The sequence below is a fragment of the Enterobacter sp. LM3 genome (assembly GCF_046622475.1).
Lineage (GTDB): Bacteria > Pseudomonadota > Gammaproteobacteria > Enterobacterales > Enterobacteriaceae > Enterobacter > Enterobacter cloacae_P.
On sequence record NZ_JBJURN010000002.1, the window covers coordinates 381,212 to 401,072 of the forward strand.

General features: G+C 53.7%; 17 protein-coding genes. 12 read left to right on the forward strand and 5 right to left on the reverse strand.

All coding sequences use genetic code 11. The features are described 5' to 3' along the window. Positions 1-71 precede the first annotated feature (71 nt). Entirely contained in the window at positions 72-1,118 is a 1,047-nt protein-coding gene (locus tag ACJ9N4_RS03895) for a YeiH family protein (RefSeq protein WP_182272066.1), read from the forward strand. A gap of 64 nt (positions 1,119-1,182) precedes the next feature. After that, positions 1,183-2,040: a deoxyribonuclease IV gene (gene nfo / locus ACJ9N4_RS03900; protein ID WP_182272067.1), complete on the forward strand. Its 858-nt coding sequence runs from the start codon at positions 1,183-1,185 to the stop codon at positions 2,038-2,040. Between the two features lie 77 nt (positions 2,041-2,117). Here the strand turns inward: nfo and fruA are convergent, their stop codons facing one another. Genes fruA through fruB form a run of 3 tightly spaced genes read right to left on the reverse strand, consistent with a single transcriptional unit; the run spans position 2,118 to position 5,891 of the window. Continuing rightward, positions 2,118-3,806, reverse strand: a complete 1,689-nt coding sequence (gene fruA, locus ACJ9N4_RS03905; RefSeq protein ID WP_182918683.1) for a PTS fructose transporter subunit IIBC — start codon at positions 3,804-3,806, stop codon at positions 2,118-2,120. A gap of 16 nt (positions 3,807-3,822) precedes the next feature. Further along, positions 3,823-4,761, reverse strand: coding sequence for a 1-phosphofructokinase (gene fruK, locus ACJ9N4_RS03910; RefSeq protein WP_182272069.1), 939 nt, complete (start codon positions 4,759-4,761; stop codon positions 3,823-3,825). Then, a complete protein-coding gene (gene fruB, locus ACJ9N4_RS03915) occupies positions 4,761-5,891 on the reverse strand; it encodes a fused PTS fructose transporter subunit IIA/HPr protein (protein ID WP_182918684.1) in 1,131 nt (376 codons plus the stop codon). The genes fruK and fruB overlap by 1 nt, the downstream gene beginning before the upstream one ends. Positions 5,892-6,259: 368 nt before the next feature. Here fruB and setB point away from each other — a divergent pair, with 368 nt between their 5' ends. Beyond that, positions 6,260-7,441, forward strand: coding sequence for a sugar efflux transporter SetB (gene setB / locus ACJ9N4_RS03920; protein WP_182918685.1), 1,182 nt, complete (start codon positions 6,260-6,262; stop codon positions 7,439-7,441). On the opposite strand, the gene ACJ9N4_RS03925 is transcribed toward setB, so the two are convergent. Continuing rightward, positions 7,438-7,692 carry a YkgJ family cysteine cluster protein gene (locus ACJ9N4_RS03925; protein ID WP_182272072.1) on the reverse strand — a complete coding sequence of 85 codons (255 nt, stop codon included), beginning with the start codon at positions 7,690-7,692 and terminating at the stop codon, positions 7,438-7,440. The genes setB and ACJ9N4_RS03925 overlap by 4 nt on opposite strands. 163 nt (positions 7,693-7,855) lie before the next feature. Between ACJ9N4_RS03925 and yeiP the strand changes: the two genes are divergently transcribed. After that, positions 7,856-8,428 carry an elongation factor P-like protein YeiP gene (gene yeiP / locus ACJ9N4_RS03930; protein ID WP_003859355.1) on the forward strand — a complete coding sequence of 191 codons (573 nt, stop codon included), beginning with the start codon at positions 7,856-7,858 and terminating at the stop codon, positions 8,426-8,428. Positions 8,429-8,461: 33 nt separating this feature from the next. Here the strand turns inward: yeiP and uxuA are convergent, their stop codons facing one another. Next, positions 8,462-9,652 carry a mannonate dehydratase gene (gene uxuA / locus ACJ9N4_RS03935; RefSeq protein ID WP_182918686.1) on the reverse strand — a complete coding sequence of 397 codons (1,191 nt, stop codon included), beginning with the start codon at positions 9,650-9,652 and terminating at the stop codon, positions 8,462-8,464. Between the two features lie 204 nt (positions 9,653-9,856). Between uxuA and ACJ9N4_RS03940 the strand changes: the two genes are divergently transcribed. The 8 genes from ACJ9N4_RS03940 (at position 9,857) to ACJ9N4_RS03975 (ending at position 19,861) form a co-directional block, all read left to right on the forward strand. Next, the gene (locus tag ACJ9N4_RS03940; protein WP_182918687.1) at positions 9,857-11,323 is read left to right on the forward strand and encodes a mannitol dehydrogenase family protein; all 1,467 of its coding nucleotides are present in this window, start codon (positions 9,857-9,859) and stop codon (positions 11,321-11,323) included. A 123-nt stretch (positions 11,324-11,446) separates the two neighbouring features. After that, positions 11,447-12,433, forward strand: coding sequence for a CobW family GTP-binding protein (locus ACJ9N4_RS03945; RefSeq protein ID WP_182918688.1), 987 nt, complete (start codon positions 11,447-11,449; stop codon positions 12,431-12,433). Between the two features lie 33 nt (positions 12,434-12,466). Next, positions 12,467-13,180 carry a phosphatase PAP2 family protein gene (locus tag ACJ9N4_RS03950; RefSeq protein WP_182918689.1) on the forward strand — a complete coding sequence of 238 codons (714 nt, stop codon included), beginning with the start codon at positions 12,467-12,469 and terminating at the stop codon, positions 13,178-13,180. Between the two features lie 416 nt (positions 13,181-13,596). Further along, a complete protein-coding gene (gene mepS / locus ACJ9N4_RS03955; protein WP_182272077.1) occupies positions 13,597-14,166 on the forward strand; it encodes a bifunctional murein DD-endopeptidase/murein LD-carboxypeptidase in 570 nt (189 codons plus the stop codon). 128 nt (positions 14,167-14,294) lie between these two features. Further along, a complete protein-coding gene (locus ACJ9N4_RS03960; protein WP_182272078.1) occupies positions 14,295-15,851 on the forward strand; it encodes a cyclic di-GMP phosphodiesterase in 1,557 nt (518 codons plus the stop codon). 75 nt (positions 15,852-15,926) lie between these two features. Further along, entirely contained in the window at positions 15,927-17,732 is a 1,806-nt protein-coding gene (locus tag ACJ9N4_RS03965; protein ID WP_182272079.1) for an extracellular solute-binding protein, read from the forward strand. A gap of 9 nt (positions 17,733-17,741) precedes the next feature. Further along, positions 17,742-18,836 carry a microcin C ABC transporter permease YejB gene (locus ACJ9N4_RS03970; protein WP_182272080.1) on the forward strand — a complete coding sequence of 365 codons (1,095 nt, stop codon included), beginning with the start codon at positions 17,742-17,744 and terminating at the stop codon, positions 18,834-18,836. Then, positions 18,836-19,861: an ABC transporter permease gene (locus tag ACJ9N4_RS03975; protein ID WP_182272081.1), complete on the forward strand. Its 1,026-nt coding sequence runs from the start codon at positions 18,836-18,838 to the stop codon at positions 19,859-19,861. The genes ACJ9N4_RS03970 and ACJ9N4_RS03975 overlap by 1 nt, the downstream gene beginning before the upstream one ends.

The window sequence follows — 19,861 nt, forward strand, 5'->3', positions numbered from 1 at the left end:
TATAAATATATAATCAATTTTATTTTTAAACCAGAGCACCGTAACCTTTTAGCCAGAGAAAGGAGAAGGTTATGACAGAACTCACCCTACAGAATCACCGAACAGTGTGGCACTTCGTGCCGGGTCTGGCGCTTAGCGCCGTCGTCACGGGCGTGGCATTATGGGGCGGCAGCATTCCGGCCATCGCAGGCGCAGGGTTTAGCGCCTTAACGCTGGCCATTTTGCTCGGCATGGTCGTCGGCAACACCGTTTACCCACACATCTGGAAATCCTGCGATGGCGGTGTGATTTTCGCCAAGCAACATCTGCTGCGCCTGGGCATTATTCTTTACGGCTTCCGCCTTACCTTTTCGCAGATTGCGGATGTCGGCATCAGCGGAATAGCCATCGACGTGCTGACGCTGACCAGTACCTTCTTACTGGCGTGCTTTATCGGCCAGAAAGTGTTCGGGCTGGACAAACAAACCAGCTGGTTGATTGGTGCAGGTAGCAGTATCTGCGGGGCTGCGGCGGTGCTGGCAACTGAACCTGTCGTGAAGGCGGAATCCAGCAAAGTGACAGTGGCCGTCGCGACTGTGGTGATCTTCGGTACGCTGGCGATTTTCCTCTACCCGGCCATGTACCCGCTGGTTGCTCACTGGTTTAGCCCGGAAACCTACGGCATCTATATTGGTTCGACCATGCATGAAGTGGCGCAGGTGGTCGCGGCAGGTCACGCCATTAACCCCGAGGCGGAAAACGCGGCTGTTATTGCCAAAATGCTTCGCGTCATGATGCTGGCCCCGTTCCTGATTATCCTGGCCGCGCGGGTGAAACAGCTTGCTCCGGCAGGAAGTAACCAGAAAAGCAAAATCACGATCCCCTGGTTTGCGATCCTGTTTATCGTGGTCGCGGTCTTTAACTCTTTCCACCTGCTGCCGAAATCCGTAGTCGATATGCTGGTCACGCTGGATACCGTATTGCTGGCGATGGCGATGGCGGCGCTGGGGGTAACCACTCATGTCAGCGCGCTGAAAAAAGCCGGTGCGAAGCCGCTGCTGATGGCGCTGGTACTCTTCATCTGGTTGATTGTCGGCGGTGGCGCGATTAACCTCGCGGTTCACAGCCTGATGGCATAAACCACTACATCCTTCTCCTGTTAACCCGCTATCATAAGCATTTAGGGTTAACAGGAGTTCTTTTATGAAATATGTTGGAGCGCACGTCAGCGCTGCAGGTGGCCTTGCAAATGCCGCCATTCGCGCCGCCGAAATCGAGGCGACCGCTTTCGCCCTGTTCACCAAAAATCAGCGCCAGTGGCATGCGGCACCGCTCACCACAGAAGTGATTGATGATTTCAAAGCCGCCTGTGAGAAATACCATTTTGGACCAGGCCAGATCCTTCCCCACGACAGCTACCTGATTAACCTCGGTCATCCGGTTGAAGAAGCTCTGGAGAAATCCCGTGAAGCCTTTCTTGATGAAATCCAGCGCTGCGAACAGCTGGGGTTAACGCTGCTGAACTTCCATCCTGGCAGCCATCTGATGCAGATTGACGAAGATGCTTGTCTGGCTCGTATTGCGGAGTCCATCAACATCACCCTGGATAAAACCAAAGGCGTGACGGCGGTGATTGAAAATACCGCCGGTCAGGGCAGCAACCTCGGCTTTAAGTTCGAACATCTGGCGGCCATCATCGACGGCGTGGAAGATAAATCCCGCGTGGGTGTATGTATTGATACCTGCCACGCCTTTGCCGCCGGTTATGATCTGCGCACCCGCGACGAGACGAAAAAAACCTTCGCCGAGTTTGAACGCATTGTCGGTTTTAAATACCTGCGCGGTATGCACTTAAACGACGCAAAGAGTGATTTTGGCAGCCGTGTAGACCGTCACCACAGCCTGGGTGAGGGCAATATTGGCCATGATGCTTTCCGCTTTATCATGCAGGACGCCCGCTTTGACGGTATTCCAATGGTGCTGGAAACCATCAATCCGGATATCTGGGCAGAAGAAATCGCCTGGCTGAAAGCGCAGCAAATCACAGAACAAATGGCATAAAAAAAGCCGGGTTGCATAAGCACCCGGCTTTTTTGTCGGTCGGGTAAAGCGACACCGCTACCCGACATTCATTTCTTTTAAGCCGCTTTAGCAGCAACCGCTTCTGCTTCCGGGCGCTTCAGCACCGCGTAAGACAGACCTGCCACCAGCGTACCGGCAACAATCGCCATCAGGTAACCCAGTACCGGGGTAATTGCGCCAGGGATCAGCAGAACAAACAGACCACCGTGCGGAGCCATCAGTTTCGCGCCAATCGCCATCGAGATAGCACCAGTCACCGCACCACCCACGATACAGCAAGGCAGTACACGCATTGGATCACGTGCTGCGAACGGAATCGCCCCTTCGGTGATGAAGCACAGACCCAGCACCAGCGCCGCTTTACCCCCTTCCTGCTGCGCTTTGTCAAACTTACGACGCGCAACGATAGTGGCCAGCCCCAGTGCCAGCGGTGGCACCATACCTGCCGCCATGATGGCCGCCATCGGTGCATAGGTCTGAGTACTCAACAGGCCGACACCAAAAGCGTATGCCGCTTTGTTTACCGGGCCGCCCATATCGGTACACATCATGCCACCGAGGATTGCACCCAGCAGAACCGCGTTCGCCGTGCCCATCGTTTGCAGCCAGTGGGTCAGACCCGCCAGGATACCCGCAACCGGTTTACCAATCAGGTAAATCATCGCCAGACCGACCACCAGGCTGGAAATCAGCGGGATGATCAGGATCGGTTTCAGCGCTTCCATACTTTGCGGCAGTTTCAGCTTCGAGCTGATAAGCTTCGCGACGTAACCTGCCAGGAAGCCCGCAATAATCCCGCCGATAAAGCCGGAACCGGTGCTCACTGCCAGCATACCGCCGATCAGACCCGGCGTCAGGCCAGGACGGTCAGCGATGGAGAACGCAATAAAACCTGCCAGTACGGGCACCATCAGCGCGAACGCGGAGCCACCACCAATCTGCATTAACGCCGCCGCCAGAGTCCCTTGTTCTTTAAACGCCGTAATACCAAATGCGAAGGAAAGTGCGATACACAGACCACCTGCCACCACCATCGGCAGCATGTAGGAGACGCCGGTCAGCAGGTGGCGGTAAGCCCCCGCAGACTCTTTCTTACCTTCGGTCGCCGCCTGAGCGCTACCGGTTGCCTGGTAAGGCTTCGCTTCTGCCAGTGCTTTATCAAACTCCTGAGCCGTCTTTTTCAGCGCCAGGCCGGTAGAGGTGCGGTACATCGGCTTACCGGCGAATTTCGCCAGATCCACTTCGATGTCTGCCGCCACAATCACCAGATCGGCCTCAGCCACTTCTTCAGGGGTGATAGCATTACCCGCGCCCACGGAACCGCGCGTTTCAACTTTTACCCACCAGCCACGTTTTTTCGCTTCGGTTTCAATCGCTTCAGCCGCCATAAAGGTATGGGCTACGCCTGTTGGGCAAGCCGTTACCGCCACAACGCGTTTCGGACCGGAAGCCGCAGCCGGAGCCGCAGCAACAGGTACGCTATAGACAGACGCATGGCCTTTCGCTTCGCTCAGGAACAGTTCCGGATGCGCAACTGCGCGATTAATATCGCCCAGCCACACTTTTTTGCCGTTCAGCGCGCTATCAGCCGGGAGCTTATCGCCCAGAACAATCGCCAGTTCGGCTTCGCCCGGGTTATCGGTAATCTCCAGATGTGTTTTGTTCGCCGCCGCTCCCAGCAAAGTCTTCGCCATATAGGCACGAGCCTGTCCGAGACCGGAGTCAATGATCAGCAGCGTTTTCATTATTCCTCTCCTGCTGTTAGTTAAAAGGTTTTAAGTCAACGCGCGCCATCATCGCGGCCAACTGGGTACGATCGGTAATACCGACATTGCTCTGGCTCACGGCCAGGGCAGCAACGGCGGTGGCAAGGCGTAAAGTATGTTCACTGGATTCGCGCATCAGCAGGCCATAGATCAGGCCACCAACCATTGAATCCCCTGCGCCAACGGTGCTGACAACCTCTACCGATGGCGGTTTGGCGATCCATTCGCCAGAAGCGTTAACCCACAACGCACCTTCTGCACCAAGAGAAATCACCACATGAGCAATACCCTGCTCGCGCAGCGCATGTGCAGCATCAATCACGTCTTTTAATTCTGGCAGCTTACGGCCAGCCCAGATCTCCAGCTCGCGGCGATTAGGTTTAACCAGCCACGGAGCCGCTTTCAGACCGGCAACCAGCGCATCACGGCTACTGTCAAAAATAATACATGGGCACTGGCTACGCAGGCGCGTCATCCAGTCGGTGAACGCTTCCGGGCTAACACCGGACGGCAGACTGCCGCTCACGCACACCATGTCGAACTGACCCAGCCAGGTCAGGGAATCGTTAACAAAACGCTCCCAGTCAGACGGCGTCACTTCGAAGCCAGAGAAGTTCAGATCGGTCACTTCACCGTCTTTCTCCGTCAGTTTGACGTTGATACGGGTACGGCCCTGAACGACCTGAAAACGGTTAGCAATCCCCAGCTCGCTGAACAGCTGCTGGAAACCATCCTGGTTATCTTTGCCGAGGAATCCGCCTACGGTGACATCGATACCGAGATCCTTGAGCACTTTCGCGACGTTAATCCCTTTGCCTGCAGCATGCAGGCCAGTGGTACGCACGAGGTTTACTTCGCCGCGCTCAATTTCCGGGCAAAACCCCACCAGGTCATAAGCCGGGTTCAGCGTAATAGTCGCAACACGTCTGCTCATTATACGCCCTCCCCCAGACCCGCCGCGATGGCGTCGCCAATCGCTTTCAGCGCCTGTTCAGCATCTGCACCCTGCGCGGTAAAACGCAGGCGGTGTCCTTTCTTCACGCCCAGCGCGACCACTTTCATCAGACTACGCCCATTGGCCGGTTTGCCTGTGCCATCCAGATTAGCCACGGTGATCTCACTTTCGAATTGTTTAATAGTATTAACCAGCATCGTGCCAGGACGGGCATGCAGGCCGTGTTCGTTACGCACGACAAACTCAGCATTCAGCACGTCATCCGTCAGCGCGTCGTCGCTGGTCAGCAACGCCAGCAGCGTCGCCGCATCAGCGTTCAGCAATTTTTCAGCTTTGTTGCTCAGCAGCATGTCACTCAGACGTTTCAGCACGGAAACCGGCTGATCATCCGTCATGGCGACGGTCACGAGCATCGCTGCGCGATCGCCGTCTACGTCAAATGCGCTGGCCGCACGGCTGACCGCGATAGCACTGAACAGGTTGCCTTCAGCACTGTCGTTCAGCCAGATACCCTGTCCCAGGTTCAGCGGTTTATCGTTAACTACACTTGCCACAAATGCAGCGTCTGCCGCACCGGCTTCTTTCAGACGACCCGCGTTCAGCGCCTGCAGCGTCACCAGATCGGAGGCAACGACATCCAGTGTCAGCGTTTCATTATCCAGTTTCAGCGCTTCGCTCTGTTTTTCGCCCATCAGCAAGGCACGCAACTCTTCAGACGTGGTGGCCGATTTCAGCTGCTCAGCAACCGAATCATCGCTCAGTACGTGCGTCAGCTGGCGCAGCAAACCTAAGTGCTCGTCGCTGCTGGCAGCAATGCCGATGGCCACGTACGCCACCTGACCGTCGCCCCACAGCACGCCCTGCGGGAACTGATAAACCTGAACGCCGGTTTTCAGCACCTGATCGCGGGTGTCCGTCGTACCGTGCGGGATCGCGATGCCATTGCCGAGGAAGGTCGAGGTTTGCTGCTCGCGTGCCAGCATGCCGTTAACGTAGCCGTCAGCCACGTTGCCCGCCTGCACGAGGGCAGCAGCAACCTGGCGAATAGCCTCTTCTTTATTCCCGGCCTGTGCGCCCGGATGAATATCCTGTACAGATAACTGGAACATGGTTCTCCTCTCCTGCTGAAATTGAATCGTTTCAGCTCATATGAGAAAAAATGCGCTAACCTGTTCCATCAGTCAAAACAAGAAAGCGCTGAAACGTTTCAAAAAGTCTTGCTCTTTCTGCAAAGTGTTGCAAGGAAAGTTACATTTCTCATTTCAGAATTTAGAGATGCACCACATTTCTTTGTCATTCAGCTGATTTTTGCTGACGTCCAGCACCACCATTTCAGCTACCTTCAGCATCCATCAGCTGGAACGGGTAAGTTGAAATACTATTTTGATTTTTCGTGTCTAAATTAACCACGATCTCTGTTTATTTTCTGACTCGCGGCGTAAACTCCGCCTCTCTTTCTGAACTGCTGATAGTGAACATGCATAACACCCCCGCCGCCGCCCCACCGAAGCCTTTTGATCTGACGTCATCGGCGTTTTTGATTGTTGCCTTCCTCACCGGGATCGCCGGTGCGTTACAGACCCCCACGCTCAGTCTGTTTCTGACCAATGAAGTCCACGCCCGTCCGGCTATGGTGGGTTTCTTCTTTACCGGAAGCGCTATCATCGGCATCCTGGTCAGCCAGTTTCTGGCTGGCCGTTCCGACAGAAAAGGCGATCGTAAAAGTCTGATCGTCTTTTGCTGCCTGCTGGGCGTGTTCGCCTGTATCCTGTTTGCCTGGAACCGAAACTACTTCATTCTGCTGTTTGTGGGGGTGTTCCTGAGCAGCTTTGGCTCAACCGCGAACCCGCAGATGTTTGCCCTTGCCCGCGAACATGCCGACCACACCGGACGTGAAGCGGTGATGTTCAGCTCCATTCTGCGCGCTCAGGTGTCGCTGGCGTGGGTGATTGGCCCGCCGCTGGCCTACGCGCTGGCGATGGGGTTTGGCTTTACGGTAATGTACCTGAGCGCAGCTGTCGCGTTTGTGGTGTGTGGCACAATGGTGTGGTTCTTCCTGCCGTCGATGCGTAAAGAGCCGAAGGCGGCAACAGGTGCGCTGGAAGCTCCGCGTCGCCATCGCCGTGATGCGCTACTCCTCTTTATTATCTGCACGCTAATGTGGGGCACAAACAGCCTTTACATCATCAACATGCCGCTGTTTATTATTGATGAGCTGCATCTGCCGGAGAAGCTGGCGGGGATCATGATGGGCACCGCGGCAGGCCTGGAAATCCCGACCATGTTGATTGCGGGTTATTATGCGAAGCGCTTCGGGAAGCGTTTTTTGATGCGTATCGCCGCCGTTGCCGGGCTGCTTTTCTATGTCGGTATGCTGACGGTACACACGCCGGGGTTGCTGCTGGCTTTACAACTGCTGAACGCCATTTATATCGGCATACTGGCCGGGATTGGTATGCTCTACTTCCAGGATCTGATGCCGGGTCAGGCAGGTTCAGCTACCACCCTTTATACTAATACCACCCGCGTGGGCTGGATCATTGCAGGTTCAATGGCCGGGGTGGTTGCGGAGATCTGGAACTATCACACGGTGTTCTGGATTGCTCTGGTAATGTGTACCCTGACGATAGGCTGTCTGGCACGGATCAAAGACGTTTAAGGCGCGGTGAGCGTTTCCAGCTCAAGAAGATACGTCATTGCCTGTGCTCGCGTGCTGCCGCACATTTCACCCGTAGGCTGAAGCCCGGAACACACCTTCGGGCGCAGGGGCGAGCCAAAAATCATACACAGGTTGGTTTCAGAGAGCTGAACACAGCGGGTGTTGGCAGGCTTGCCTTCCGGCATTCCTGGAATGGGGCTGGAAATAGACGGTGCAGTACAGCACGCGCCACAATCTGGACGACAATCCATAAATGCTCTCTTCGGTGACAAATACCCGCGTAATCGGGCATCGCGCGCACAGTAACACCTTTTGCGTATTGATAGCAAAAGCCACGAATTCCACTTGCCTGAAAGGCCGCGCGCGAGTAATTTGGCGCGATATTTTTGACCTCCCGTAAACAGGATTACTGCAATGCCAAGAGCGAACGAAATTAAGAAAGGTATGGTACTGAATTACAACGGCAAACTGCTGATTGTGAAAGATATCGATATTCAGGCCCCTAGCGCCCGTGGTGCAGCAACGCTGTACAAAATGCGTTTCTCCGACGTTCGTACCGGCCTGAAGGTTGAAGAGCGCTTTAAGGGCGACGATATCGTGGATACCGTAACCCTGACCCGTCGCTATGTCGACTTCTCTTACATCGACGGCAACGAATACGTGTTCATGGATAAAGAAGATTACACCCCGTATATCTTCACTAAAGATCAGATTGAAGAAGAGCTGCTGTTCATTCCTGAAGGCGGTATGCCTGACATGCAGGTTCTGACCTGGGATGGCGTTCTGCTGGCGCTGGAACTGCCGCAGACTGTTGATCTGGAAATCGTTGAAACAGCACCTGGCATCAAAGGCGCATCTGCAAGTGCCCGCAACAAGCCAGCAACGCTGACCACCGGTCTGGTTGTACAGGTTCCTGAATACCTGTCCGCGGGTGAGAAAATCCGCATCCATATTGAAGAAAAACGCTATATGGGTCGTGCTGACTAAAACGAAAAACCCGGCTTTCGCCGGGTTTTTCTTTTACAGCAGTTCAGGATACTTCGTCATCTTCAGCGCCAGTTCAACACCGCGCACTTCCGCCATCCCTTTCAGACGGCCAATCGCCGAATAGCCCGGGTTGGTTTTCTTACGCAGATCGTCCAGCATCTGGTGCCCGTGATCCGGACGGAACGGGATAGGACGTAAATCCCCCTCACGCTTGCGACGTGCCTCTTCCGCCAGAATAGCATCCACTACCGCGACCATATTCACGTCACCGTTCAGGTGCGCTGCTTCGTGGAAGGTTTTTGGGTTGTCTTCACGACAGGTTGCCCGCAAATGCGTAAAGTGGATGCGATCGCCAAAGGTTTCAATCATCCGCACCAGGTCGTTATCCGCACGCACACCGTAAGAACCGGTACACATAGTAAAGCCGTTATAGATGCTATCCACCGTCTCTTTCAGCCACTGCATATCTTCAATGGTGGACACGATACGCGGCAGGCCGAGGATTGGACGCGGAGGATCGTCCGGATGTACGGCCAGGCGAACGCCCGCCTCTTCTGCCACCGGCACGATGGCGCGCAGGAAGTGCGCCATGTTTTCGCGCAGTTGGTTTTTATCAATCTCACCGTATTCCGCCAGACGCGCGCGGAACTGATCCAGCGTGTAGCCCTCTTCGGCACCCGGCAGGCCGGCAATAATATTGCGGGTCAGCTTTTCGATATCGGCTTCACTGGCCGCGTTAAACCACGCAAGCGCCTGCTGTTGTTCTTCTGCGGTGTAATCGGCTTCAGCACCCGGGCGCTTCAGAATGTGCAGCTCAAATGCGGCAAAGGCAATTTGATCAAAACGCAGCGCTTTTGAACCGTCTGCCATCTGATATTCAAGGTCAGTACGCGTCCAGTCCAGGATTGGCATGAAGTTATAGCAAACCGTATCAATGCCACAGGCCGCCAGGTTACGAATGCTCTGCTGATAGTTTGCAATCCAGGTTTTATACTCGCCTGAATGGGTTTTGATGTCTTCGTGAACCGGAATACTTTCCACAACAGACCAGGTTAAACCTTTTTCCGCCAGCACTGCCTGACGCTTTTGAATTTCGTCTACCGGCCACACCTGACCGTTAGGAATATGATGCAGCGCCGTGACGACACCCGTTGCGCCAGCCTGACGCACGTCATCAAGAGAAACTGGATCGTTCGGCCCGTACCAACGCCAGGTTTGTTCCATTTGCCCACCTCTTAAGTTGTTATACCAATACTCACTATCACGATGACGACTACCATACATGTTTAACCAGAAGGGTCAATACACCGCCACACGTTGATTGATCAAACTCACAGAACGGGGATATTTACGGCTTACCAATTTAATTTGTTGTCATATAACTTTACACTGCCATTGTTAATTAATGGTTAATCAGGTGTGTATTTCATGAAGACTATTGCCTCCACCGTGCTTCCTGCCCACGTCCAGCAACCTCACTACGATCGCCAGCTTTTACGCTCACGTATCGTTCACTTTGGGTTTGGTGCATTTCACCGCGCGCATCAGGCGTTGTTAACAAACCGGGTGCTAAATGCAAAAGGAGGCGACTGGGGGATCTGTGAGATTAGCCTCTTCAGCGGGGATGTGCTGATGAGCCAGCTACGTGCGCAGGATCATCTGTTCACCGTGCTGGAGAAAGGAGCGGAGGGAAATCAGCCGATTATTGTCGGTGCCGTGCATGAATGTCTGAACGCAAAGCTGGACTCGCTGGCCGCCATTATTGAGAAATTTTGCGAACCACAGGTGGCCATCGTTTCGCTCACCATCACCGAAAAAGGCTATTGCATCGACCCCGCAACCGGAAAGCTGGATATGCAAAACGCCCGGATTCTTCACGATCTGGAAAATCCGGCTGAACCGCATTCCGCGCCGGGGATCCTGGTCGAAGCGCTCCATCGTCGCCGCGAGCGCGGCCTGGCACCGTTCACCGTTCTGTCCTGCGACAATATCCCTGACAACGGCCACGTGGTGAAAAACGCCGTACTCGGCATGGCCCAGAAACGCTCCTCAGAGCTGGCCGGGTGGATTGACACACACGTGAGCTTCCCGGGGACAATGGTCGACAGAATTGTTCCCGCCGCCACCGATGAAACGCTTGCGGAAATTACCCGGGAACTCGGCGTTGAAGATCCGTGCGCCATCAGCTGCGAGCCGTTTATTCAGTGGGTAGTCGAAGATAACTTTGTCGCCGGACGCCCGGAATGGGATGTGGCAGGCGTCCAGCTGGTGCAGGACGTTTTACCGTGGGAACAGATGAAACTGCGGATGCTCAACGGCAGTCACTCTTTCCTGGCGTATCTGGGTTATCTCGCCGGATATCCGCATATTAATGAATGTATGCAGGACGCCAGCTTCCGCGAAGCCGCACGCCAGCTCATGCTCAATGAACAAGCCCCCACACTACGTATCACAGGCGTCGACCTCACCGCGTATGCCGACAGCCTGCTCGACCGTTTTGCCAATCCGGCGCTCCGGCACCGTACGTGGCAAATTGCGATGGACGGTAGCCAGAAGCTACCTCAGCGCATGCTGGACGGAATTCGGGTGCATCTTGAGCGTAAAAGCGCGTGGCCGCTGCTGGCGCTGGGCGTTGCAGGGTGGATACGCTACGTCAGCGGCGTTGACGAACGTGGAAACCCGATTGATGTGCGCGATCCGCTCGGCGATAAAATCCGCGCGATTGTCGAGAACACCAGCGACACGGATCGCGTCAACGCCCTGCTGGGGCTGAATGAAGTCTTTGGTCAGGATCTCCCGCTGGACAACGTCTTTGTGGATGCTGTCAACCAGGCATACCAGCGTATTGCCCGGCATGGCGCACGCCAGGCCGTTATCGAAACGTTAAATATTTAACATTTATTGCGATTAACGCGAACGGAAATCACCTCCGTTCGCCCTTCCTCTTCTCATTACGCTCTTTTTTCGCCAGGATGATGGGTAATTGTTATAGCATCACAACGACCTTCTGGAGCGCATGTGACCAAAACCAACCTCATCACCGGTTTTCTCGGCAGCGGTAAAACCACCTCAATCCTGCATCTGCTGGCCCATAAAGATCCCGCGGAAAAATGGGCCGTCCTGGTCAATGAATTTGGCGAAGTCGGTATCGACGGTGCGTTACTGTCAGACAGCGGCGCATTGATTAAAGAGATCCCAGGCGGGTGTATGTGCTGTGTAAATGGCCTGCCGATGCAGGTTGGACTGAACACGCTGCTGCGTCAGGGCAAACCAGACCGTTTGTTGATTGAACCCACCGGGCTGGGTCACCCAAAGCAAATCCTCGATTTACTGACCGCACCGGTTTACGAGCCGTGGATCGATCTGCGTGCCACGCTGTGCCTTCTCGATCCACGTCAGCTTCTGGATGAGAAAACCGTGGCAAATGAAAACTTCCGCGATCAACTGGCCTCGGCAGATATTATCGTCGCCAATAAAGACGATCGCGCGACAGCAGAAAGCCAGGCAGCACTGGATGTCTGGTGGCAACATGCGGGTGGCAATCGTAAACGCGTTCAGACCACTCAGGGCAAGATTGACAACGCCCTGCTTGACCTTCCCCGGCTGAACCAGGCAGAACTCCCTGCAAGCCCGGAACATGTCCATAGCCATCCACTGAAGCAAGGTCTGGCGGCGTTGAGCCTGCCGGAACACCAGCGCTGGCGTCGTAATCTGAACAGTGGTCAGGGGTATCAGGCCTGCGGATGGATCTTTGATGCCGATACCGTTTTTGACACTATCGGTATCCTGGAATGGGCCAGACTTGCCCCGGTCGATCGCGTTAAAGGGGTCATGCGAACCCAGGACGGACTGGTGCGCATCAACCGTCAGGGCGCTGATTTCTTTATCGAAACGCAAAATGTTTCGCCACCAGATAGCCGGATAGAGTTAATTAGTGCGGTTAACGCCGACTGGAACGCCCTGCAGTCCAGCCTGTTGAAGCTTCGTTTAAGTTCAGATGGCTAACGTTGCCCCTGATTTAACTGTTCGCTGAATGCTATGACGACTCGATTTTCTCTGATTTTGCTGCTTAATGTCGCCGGTCTGGCGCTCTTTTTCTCCTGGTACCTCCCGGTGAATCATGGTTTCTGGTTTCCCCTGGATTCCGCTATTTTTCATTTCTTCAACCAGGCACTGGCAAAGAGCCCGGCGTTTCTGTGGCTGGTAGCCGTGACGAATAACCGCGCCTTTGACGGCTGTTCGCTTCTGGCAATGGGCTGCCTGATGCTCTCGTTCTGGTTAAAAGAAGACAAATCAGGCCGCCGCCATATTCTGATTATTGGTCTGGTGATGCTGCTGTTTGCCGTTGTGATTAACCAGCTGGCGACGGCGATTATTCCGGTTAAGCGCTCCAGCCCAACGCTCTTTTTTACTGATATTTATCGCGTCAGTGAATTGCTGCATATTCCGACGAAAGATGCTTCCCGGAACAGTTTCCCTGGCGATCACGGAATGATGCTGCTTATTTTTTCCACAATAATGCTGCGCTATTTCGGCAAAAAAGCCTTTGCAATATCCCTGATTATTTTTGTGGTTTTTGCCTTCCCACGCGTAATGATTGGCGCACACTGGTTCACCGATATTGCCGTCGGCTCGCTCTCTGTTGCGTTGATTGCCCTGCCGTGGTGCCTGATGACACCACTCAGCGACAGGATAATAGCGCTGTTCGGGCACCATCTTCCCGGCAAAATGCAACAAATTAAAAACAAATAACCAACCTGAATTAACGTCATCCATCAGGGATCATTGTCGATCCCTGATGAATTTTTCTCCACTCATTGCCTTTATCGTCATCATTTTGTCATATTATTCATGATACAAATGAATGCGTTGCATGATTTTTAACCTAAATCGATGGTATTTTGAGCAATCCCGTTTATTCACTTCCTGTATCACAATTTCTTATAAAAAAACGGACATTTTTGCTCGCAATGCCCCCAGCAATCGGTTAATCTCGAACTCGTTTTGCCCCATAGAGATAATTATTATCATGGTGAATAAATTTGTGCGCTGTACCACAAATCTGACCAGAAAGAATTGTCTCGATGTGCACAGATAATTAGTCTCGTCACGTTTGGCATTTTTATAACGATATTTATCGTTAAGGACTTCAAGGGAAAATAAACAAAATGGTCAAATCTCAACCGATTTTGAGATATATCTTACGGGGAATCCCGGCGATAGCAGTTGCGGTACTGTTATCTGCATGTAGTACATCGAACACCGCAAAGAATATGCATCCTGAGACGCGTGTTGTGGGAATGGAAGATTCCTCTTCACTGCAAGCTTCTCAGGATGAATTTGAGAATATGGTACGTAATCTGGACGTGAAGTCCCGCATTATGGACCAGTATGCTGACTGGAAAGGCGTGCGTTATCGTCTGGGCGGCAGCACGAAAACAGGTATCGATTGTTCCGGTTTTGTACAGCGTACTTTCCGTGAGCAATTTGGGTTAGATCTTCCGCGTTCAACTTATGAACAGCAGGAGATGGGCAAGTCGATTTCACGTACCAAACTGCGCACAGGTGATTTAGTCCTGTTCAACGCGGGTTCTACAGGTCGGCATGTTGGCATCTACATTGGTAACGACCAGTTCGTGCATGCCTCCACCAGCAGCGGTGTGACCATTTCCAGCATGAACGAACCTTACTGGAAGAAACGCTACAACGAAGCTCGTCGCGTACTGACTCGCAGTTAAGATCGCAATTGTATCGCTGGTTATTCCCTTGGCTGGCGATATGATAAAAAAAAGCACTGCTTCGGCGGTGTTTTTTTTTGCCCGTTACACTGAACACATTCAGCGGCAATTCAGGAACCACGACCTCTATGTTCACCCGCTACTTCTCCAGCAATCGCAAGATACTGATCCTCAGTATTATTACAGGTCTGTTCATTGCCCTGCTCCTGGGCTCATTGCAGTTTTTCTGGAGTTACCACAAGCGGGAAGTCAGGTTAAATACCTTGATGACGGATTTGAGCGTTTACATGGAGTCGTATTTCGATGATTTGAAAACATCGATCGATACCCTCCAGCCGCTCACGCTCAGCACGTGCCACGACGTCAGTGCCGAACTCACCTCACGCGCAGCCTTTAGTCTCAATGTCCGTGCCTTTTTACTGGTCAGAGACAAAAATGCATTCTGTTCTTCAGCAACGGGGGCGATGAACGTTCCGATGGAGGAGCTCATCCCCGAGCTTCACATCAACAAGCAGGTTGATATGGTGCTGCTGCAGGGTACGCCAATGCTGCCCAATAAACCGGCTATTGCCATCTGGTATCGCAACCCTCTGGTCAAAGACGGTGGTGTGTTTACCTCGATAAATCTTAATCTGACGCCATACCTGCTTTATACCGAGCGACAGGATGATTTTGCGGGCATTGCCATCATCATTGACGACCATGCGTTATCAACGATGTCCAGTGCGCTGGTCAATGTCCGCGATTTGCCTGTGATGTCCGCCCGTACCGCCACGCTGAAAGACGTTCCCCTTACGCTTAAACTGTATGCAAAAGCATGGACGAGCGAAGAGATGCTGTACGCGCTGTTCTTCGGGCTGGTATGTGGTATCGCGGCCGGGTCGCTCAATTTCTATATCCTCAGCACGCGCCTGAACCCGGGCAAAGAGATTTTAAGCGCCATTAAACGCGGCCAGTTCTATGTGGTCTATCAGCCTGTGGTGGACGCAAAAGAGCTCAAAATGCGCGGCGTCGAGGTATTGATGCGCTGGAAACACCCCACTATGGGTGAAATCCCACCTGACGCCTTTATCAATTTTGCCGAAGCACAGAAGTTGATTGTCCCACTGACGCTGCATCTTTTTGACCTCATCATCCGCGATGCCCCCATATTGCAGAGCGTGTTACCGCAGGGTGCAAAACTGGGTATTAACATTGCGCCGGGGCACCTGCATGCAGAAAGCTTCAAAGAAGATATGCGCACCTTTAATGCCCTGCTGCCGCCGGATCATTTCCAGACTGTGCTGGAAATCACCGAGCGCGATATGCTGAAACATCGGGAAGCCAACACGCTGTTCGAGTGGCTGCACAACGAAGGGTTTGAGATTGCGATCGATGATTTTGGTACTGGCCACAGTGCGCTGATTTACCTTGAACACTTCACAATGGATTACATCAAAATCGACCGGGGTTTTGTCAACACGATTGGTATGGAAACCGTCACATCACCGGTGCTTGATGCTGTGCTGATGCTGGCAAGACGCCTGAATATGTTGACCGTCGCGGAAGGCGTGGAAACACCTGAACAGGCGACCTGGCTGCGTGAACATGGCGTTAACTTCCTGCAGGGTTACTGGATTAGCCGCCCGATGCCGCTGGAACAGTTCAGAAAATGGCAGCCAGATTTACCGCCAGCCAGTGAATAATTTCACAATGACGGCAGCGTCACTTATTATTCAGCATAACTGAGCACGCCAGTAAAAAGAGGGAGCCGTCGCGAGATGCTTATGCGCTTCATGTTGCTGCTGTTGGCATTAACGAGCCTGTCCAGCCAGGCGCAAACCATCAAAGAAAACTATGCGTTTTCCGTGATTGGTGAGCCGAAGTACGAGATTAACTTTTCGCATTTCGATTACGTTAACCCGGCCGCCCCCAAAGGCGGGAATGTAACACTCTCTGCCACGGGGACGTTCGACAATTTTAACCGTTTCGCCCTGCGTGGCGTGGCCGCTGCACGGACAGAATCCCTTTACGACACGCTCTTTGTTACCTCTGACGATGAACCCGGTAGTTACTACCCGCTGGTGGCCGATAACGTTCGTTACGCGGATAATTTTGCCTGGGCTGAAGTCTCGATTAACCCCCGGGCGCGTTTCCATGACGGTACACCGGTTAGCGCCCGCGATGTGGCCTTCACCTTCCATAAATTTATGACAGAAGGTGTTCCTCAGTTCCGCCTGGTGTACAAAGGCGCAACGGTCAAGGCCATCGCCCCACTCACCGTACGTATCGAACTGAGCGAGCCGAATAAAGAGAACATGCTCAGCCTGTTCTCGCTGCCCGTCATGCCGGAATCGTTCTGGAAAGATCACAAGCTTAGTGACCCTCTCTCCACGCCGCCACTGGCGGGAGGCCCCTACCGTATTACCGACTGGCGTATGGGGCAATATGTGGTCTATTCCCGTGTCAAAAACTACTGGGCGGCAAACCTGCCGGTAAACCGGGGCCGCTGGAACTTCGACACCCTTCGCTACGATTACTATCTCGACGACAACGTGGCATTTGAGGCGTTTAAAGCCGGAGCCTTCGATCTACGCCAGGAGAGCAGTGCCAAAAACTGGGCAACACGTTATATCGGGAAAAACTTCGCAAAAGGTTACATCGTCAAAGACGAGCACAAAAATGAGTCCGCTCAGGATACGCGCTGGCTGGCGTTTAATATTCAGCGCCCGGTGTTTACCGACCGTCGGGTTCGGGAAGCTATTTCTCTGGCGTTTGACTTCGAATGGATGAACAAGGCGCTGTTTTACGGAGCCTACAGCCGTGCCAACAGTTATTTCCAGAATACCGAATATGCCGCACGGGATTACCCAAAGGCTGACGAGCTGGTCCTGCTGGCCCCGCTAAAAGCTGAACTGCCGCCAGAGGTGTTCACCACGGTGTTTCAGCCCCCGGTGTCGAACGGAGACGGTTACGACCGCGATAACCTGCTAAAGGCCAGCAAGCTACTGGATGACGCGGGCTGGCCGTTGAAAAACCAGAAACGCGTGAATGTACAAACGGGTAAACCTCTGAGTTTTGAGCTGCTGCTCTCGTCCGGCGGTAACGATCAGTGGGTGCTGCCGTTTAAGCATAATCTTGAGCGCCTGGGGATCACCATGAATATTCGCCAGGTAGATAATGCGCAAATCACCAACCGCATGCGCAGCCGCGATTACGACATGATGCAGCGCCTGTGGCCCGCGCAGCCGTGGCCAAGCTCTGACCTGCAAATTTCCTGGGCATCCCGTTATATCGACTCCTCCTACAATGCGCCTGGCGTCAAAAGCCCGGCGGTTGATGCACTGATTGCGAAAATCGTGGCAGCGCAGGGTGATAAAGACAAACTCCTGCCTCTGGGGCGCGCCCTCGACCGGGTCTTAACCTGGAATTACTACATGCTGCCCATGTGGTATATGGGCGAAGACCGTGTTGCCCACTGGAACAAGTTCTCTCAGCCCTCCATCCGCCCTATCTATTCGCTGGGCTTTGACACCTGGTGGTATGACGTCAACAAAGCCGCCACACTCCCCGCTGAGCGACGCTAAGGAATCATCATGGGTGCTTATCTGATCCGCCGCCTGCTACTGGTTATCCCGACCCTGTGGGCGATTATCACGATTAACTTTTTTATCGTGCAAATCGCTCCCGGTGGCCCGGTCGATCAGGCCATCGCGGCCATTGAATTTGGCAACGGCGGCGGTATGCCAGGCGGTGGTGGCGAAGGGATGGGAGCGAGCCACGCCAGAACCGGCGTCAGTAATATCAGCGAAAGTCATTATCGGGGCGGACGCGGGCTGGATCCGGAAGTGATCGCCGAGATCACCCATCGCTATGGCTTTGATAAACCAATTCACGAGCGTTATTTCAACATGCTCTGGAATTACATCCGTTTTGATTTTGGCGACAGTCTGTTCCGCAGTGCATCAGTCTTAACGTTGATCAAGCAAAGCCTGCCCGTATCCGTCACGCTGGGATTGTGGGGTACGCTGATTATCTACCTGGTCTCCATTCCACTGGGTATCCGTAAAGCGGTTTACAACGGCAGCCGCTTTGATATCTGGAGCAGTACGTTCATCATCATCGGTTATGCCATCCCGGCCTTCCTGTTTGCCGTCCTGCTGATTGTCTTTTTTGCCGGTGGCAGCTATTTCGATATCTTCCCACTGCGGGGATTAGTGTCGGCGGATTTCAGCACCCTGCCGTGGTACAAAAAAATCACCGACTATTTCTGGCATATCACGCTGCCGGTTCTTGCAACGGTCATTGGGGGATTCGCGGCCCTGACCATGTTGACCAAAAACGCCTTTCTCGATGAAATTCGCAAACAATACGTTGTCACCGCGCGCGCGAAGGGGGTCGGTGAAAAGCAGATTATGTGGAAGCACGTTTTCCGCAACGCCATGCTGCTGGTGATTGCCGGATTCCCGGCCACGTTCATCAGTATGTTTTTTACCGGCTCGCTGCTGATAGAGGTGATGTTCTCGCTGAACGGGTTGGGATTGTTGGGTTATGAGGCCACCGTGTCACGTGATTATCCGGTGATGTTTGGCACACTCTATATTTTCACCCTGATTGGCCTGCTGCTGAATATCATCAGTGATATCAGCTATACGCTGGTCGATCCCCGAATCGATTTTGAGGGCCGCTGATGCCGCGTTTAAGCCCCGTCAACCAGGCCCGCTGGGCCCGTTTTCGCCACAATCGTCGTGGCTACTGGTCGCTGTGGATCTTTGCCGTCCTGTTTGTCCTCAGCATGTGTTCTGAACTGATTGCCAACGATAAACCCCTGCTGGTGCATTTTAACGACCGCTGGTATGTCCCCGTGCTCGCCAACTACAGTGAAAGCGACTTTGGTGGCCCTTTTGCGACACCTGCGGAGTACCAGGATCCGTGGCTTCGCAAACAGATTGAGCAACACGGCTGGGCGCTCTGGGCACCGGTACGGTTTGGGGCAAACAGCATTAACTTTGCCACTGCCAGCCCCTTCCCTTCACCGCCCTCCACGCAAAACTGGCTGGGAACGGATGCCAACGGTGGCGATGTGCTGGCGCGCATTCTTTACGGTACGCGCATCTCCATCCTCTTTGGGCTGATGCTGACGCTTTTTTCCAGCGTGATGGGCGTCGTGGCGGGGGCCGTTCAGGGTTACTACGGCGGAAAAATTGACCTCTGGGGTCAGCGTGTCATTGAAGTGTGGTCAGGTATGCCGACGTTGTTTCTGATCATCCTGCTTTCAAGCGTGGTACAGCCGAATTTCTGGTGGCTGCTGGGGATCACCGTCCTGTTCGGCTGGATGGCGCTGGTGGGAGTCGTCCGTGCAGAATTTCTGCGTACGCGTAATTTTGACTATATTCGTGCCGCACAGGCACTTGGGGTTAGCGACCGCGGGATCATCTTCCGTCATATGCTCCCTAACGCCGTGGTCGCGACCCTGACCTTCCTGCCCTTTATTCTGTGCAGCTCCATCACCACCCTCACCTCGCTCGATTTCCTCGGCTTCGGGTTACCGCTTGGCTCTCCATCGCTCGGCGAGCTGTTGCTGCAGGGAAAAAACAACCTGCAGGCCCCCTGGCTTGGCATCACCGCCTTTCTCTCTGTGGCTGTGCTGCTTTCGCTGCTGATCTTTATTGGCGAAGCCGTGCGCGATGCTTTTGATCCCAACAAGGCGGAATAA

Coding starts and splice junctions, on each gene's coding strand:
- ACJ9N4_RS03895 (WP_182272066.1), top strand. CDS start 72: ATGACAGAACTCACCCTACAGAATCACCGAACAGTGTGGCACTTCGTG.
- nfo (WP_182272067.1), top strand. CDS start 1,183: ATGAAATATGTTGGAGCGCACGTCAGCGCTGCAGGTGGCCTTGCAAAT.
- fruA (WP_182918683.1), bottom strand. CDS start 3,806: ATGAAAACGCTGCTGATCATTGACTCCGGTCTCGGACAGGCTCGTGCC.
- fruK (WP_182272069.1), bottom strand. CDS start 4,761: ATGAGCAGACGTGTTGCGACTATTACGCTGAACCCGGCTTATGACCTG.
- fruB (WP_182918684.1), bottom strand. CDS start 5,891: ATGTTCCAGTTATCTGTACAGGATATTCATCCGGGCGCACAGGCCGGG.
- setB (WP_182918685.1), top strand. CDS start 6,260: ATGCATAACACCCCCGCCGCCGCCCCACCGAAGCCTTTTGATCTGACG.
- ACJ9N4_RS03925 (WP_182272072.1), bottom strand. CDS start 7,692: ATGGATTGTCGTCCAGATTGTGGCGCGTGCTGTACTGCACCGTCTATT.
- yeiP (WP_003859355.1), top strand. CDS start 7,856: ATGCCAAGAGCGAACGAAATTAAGAAAGGTATGGTACTGAATTACAAC.
- uxuA (WP_182918686.1), bottom strand. CDS start 9,652: ATGGAACAAACCTGGCGTTGGTACGGGCCGAACGATCCAGTTTCTCTT.
- ACJ9N4_RS03940 (WP_182918687.1), top strand. CDS start 9,857: ATGAAGACTATTGCCTCCACCGTGCTTCCTGCCCACGTCCAGCAACCT.
- ACJ9N4_RS03950 (WP_182918689.1), top strand. CDS start 12,467: ATGACGACTCGATTTTCTCTGATTTTGCTGCTTAATGTCGCCGGTCTG.
- mepS (WP_182272077.1), top strand. CDS start 13,597: ATGGTCAAATCTCAACCGATTTTGAGATATATCTTACGGGGAATCCCG.
- ACJ9N4_RS03960 (WP_182272078.1), top strand. CDS start 14,295: ATGTTCACCCGCTACTTCTCCAGCAATCGCAAGATACTGATCCTCAGT.
- ACJ9N4_RS03965 (WP_182272079.1), top strand. CDS start 15,927: ATGCTTATGCGCTTCATGTTGCTGCTGTTGGCATTAACGAGCCTGTCC.
- ACJ9N4_RS03970 (WP_182272080.1), top strand. CDS start 17,742: ATGGGTGCTTATCTGATCCGCCGCCTGCTACTGGTTATCCCGACCCTG.
- ACJ9N4_RS03975 (WP_182272081.1), top strand. CDS start 18,836: ATGCCGCGTTTAAGCCCCGTCAACCAGGCCCGCTGGGCCCGTTTTCGC.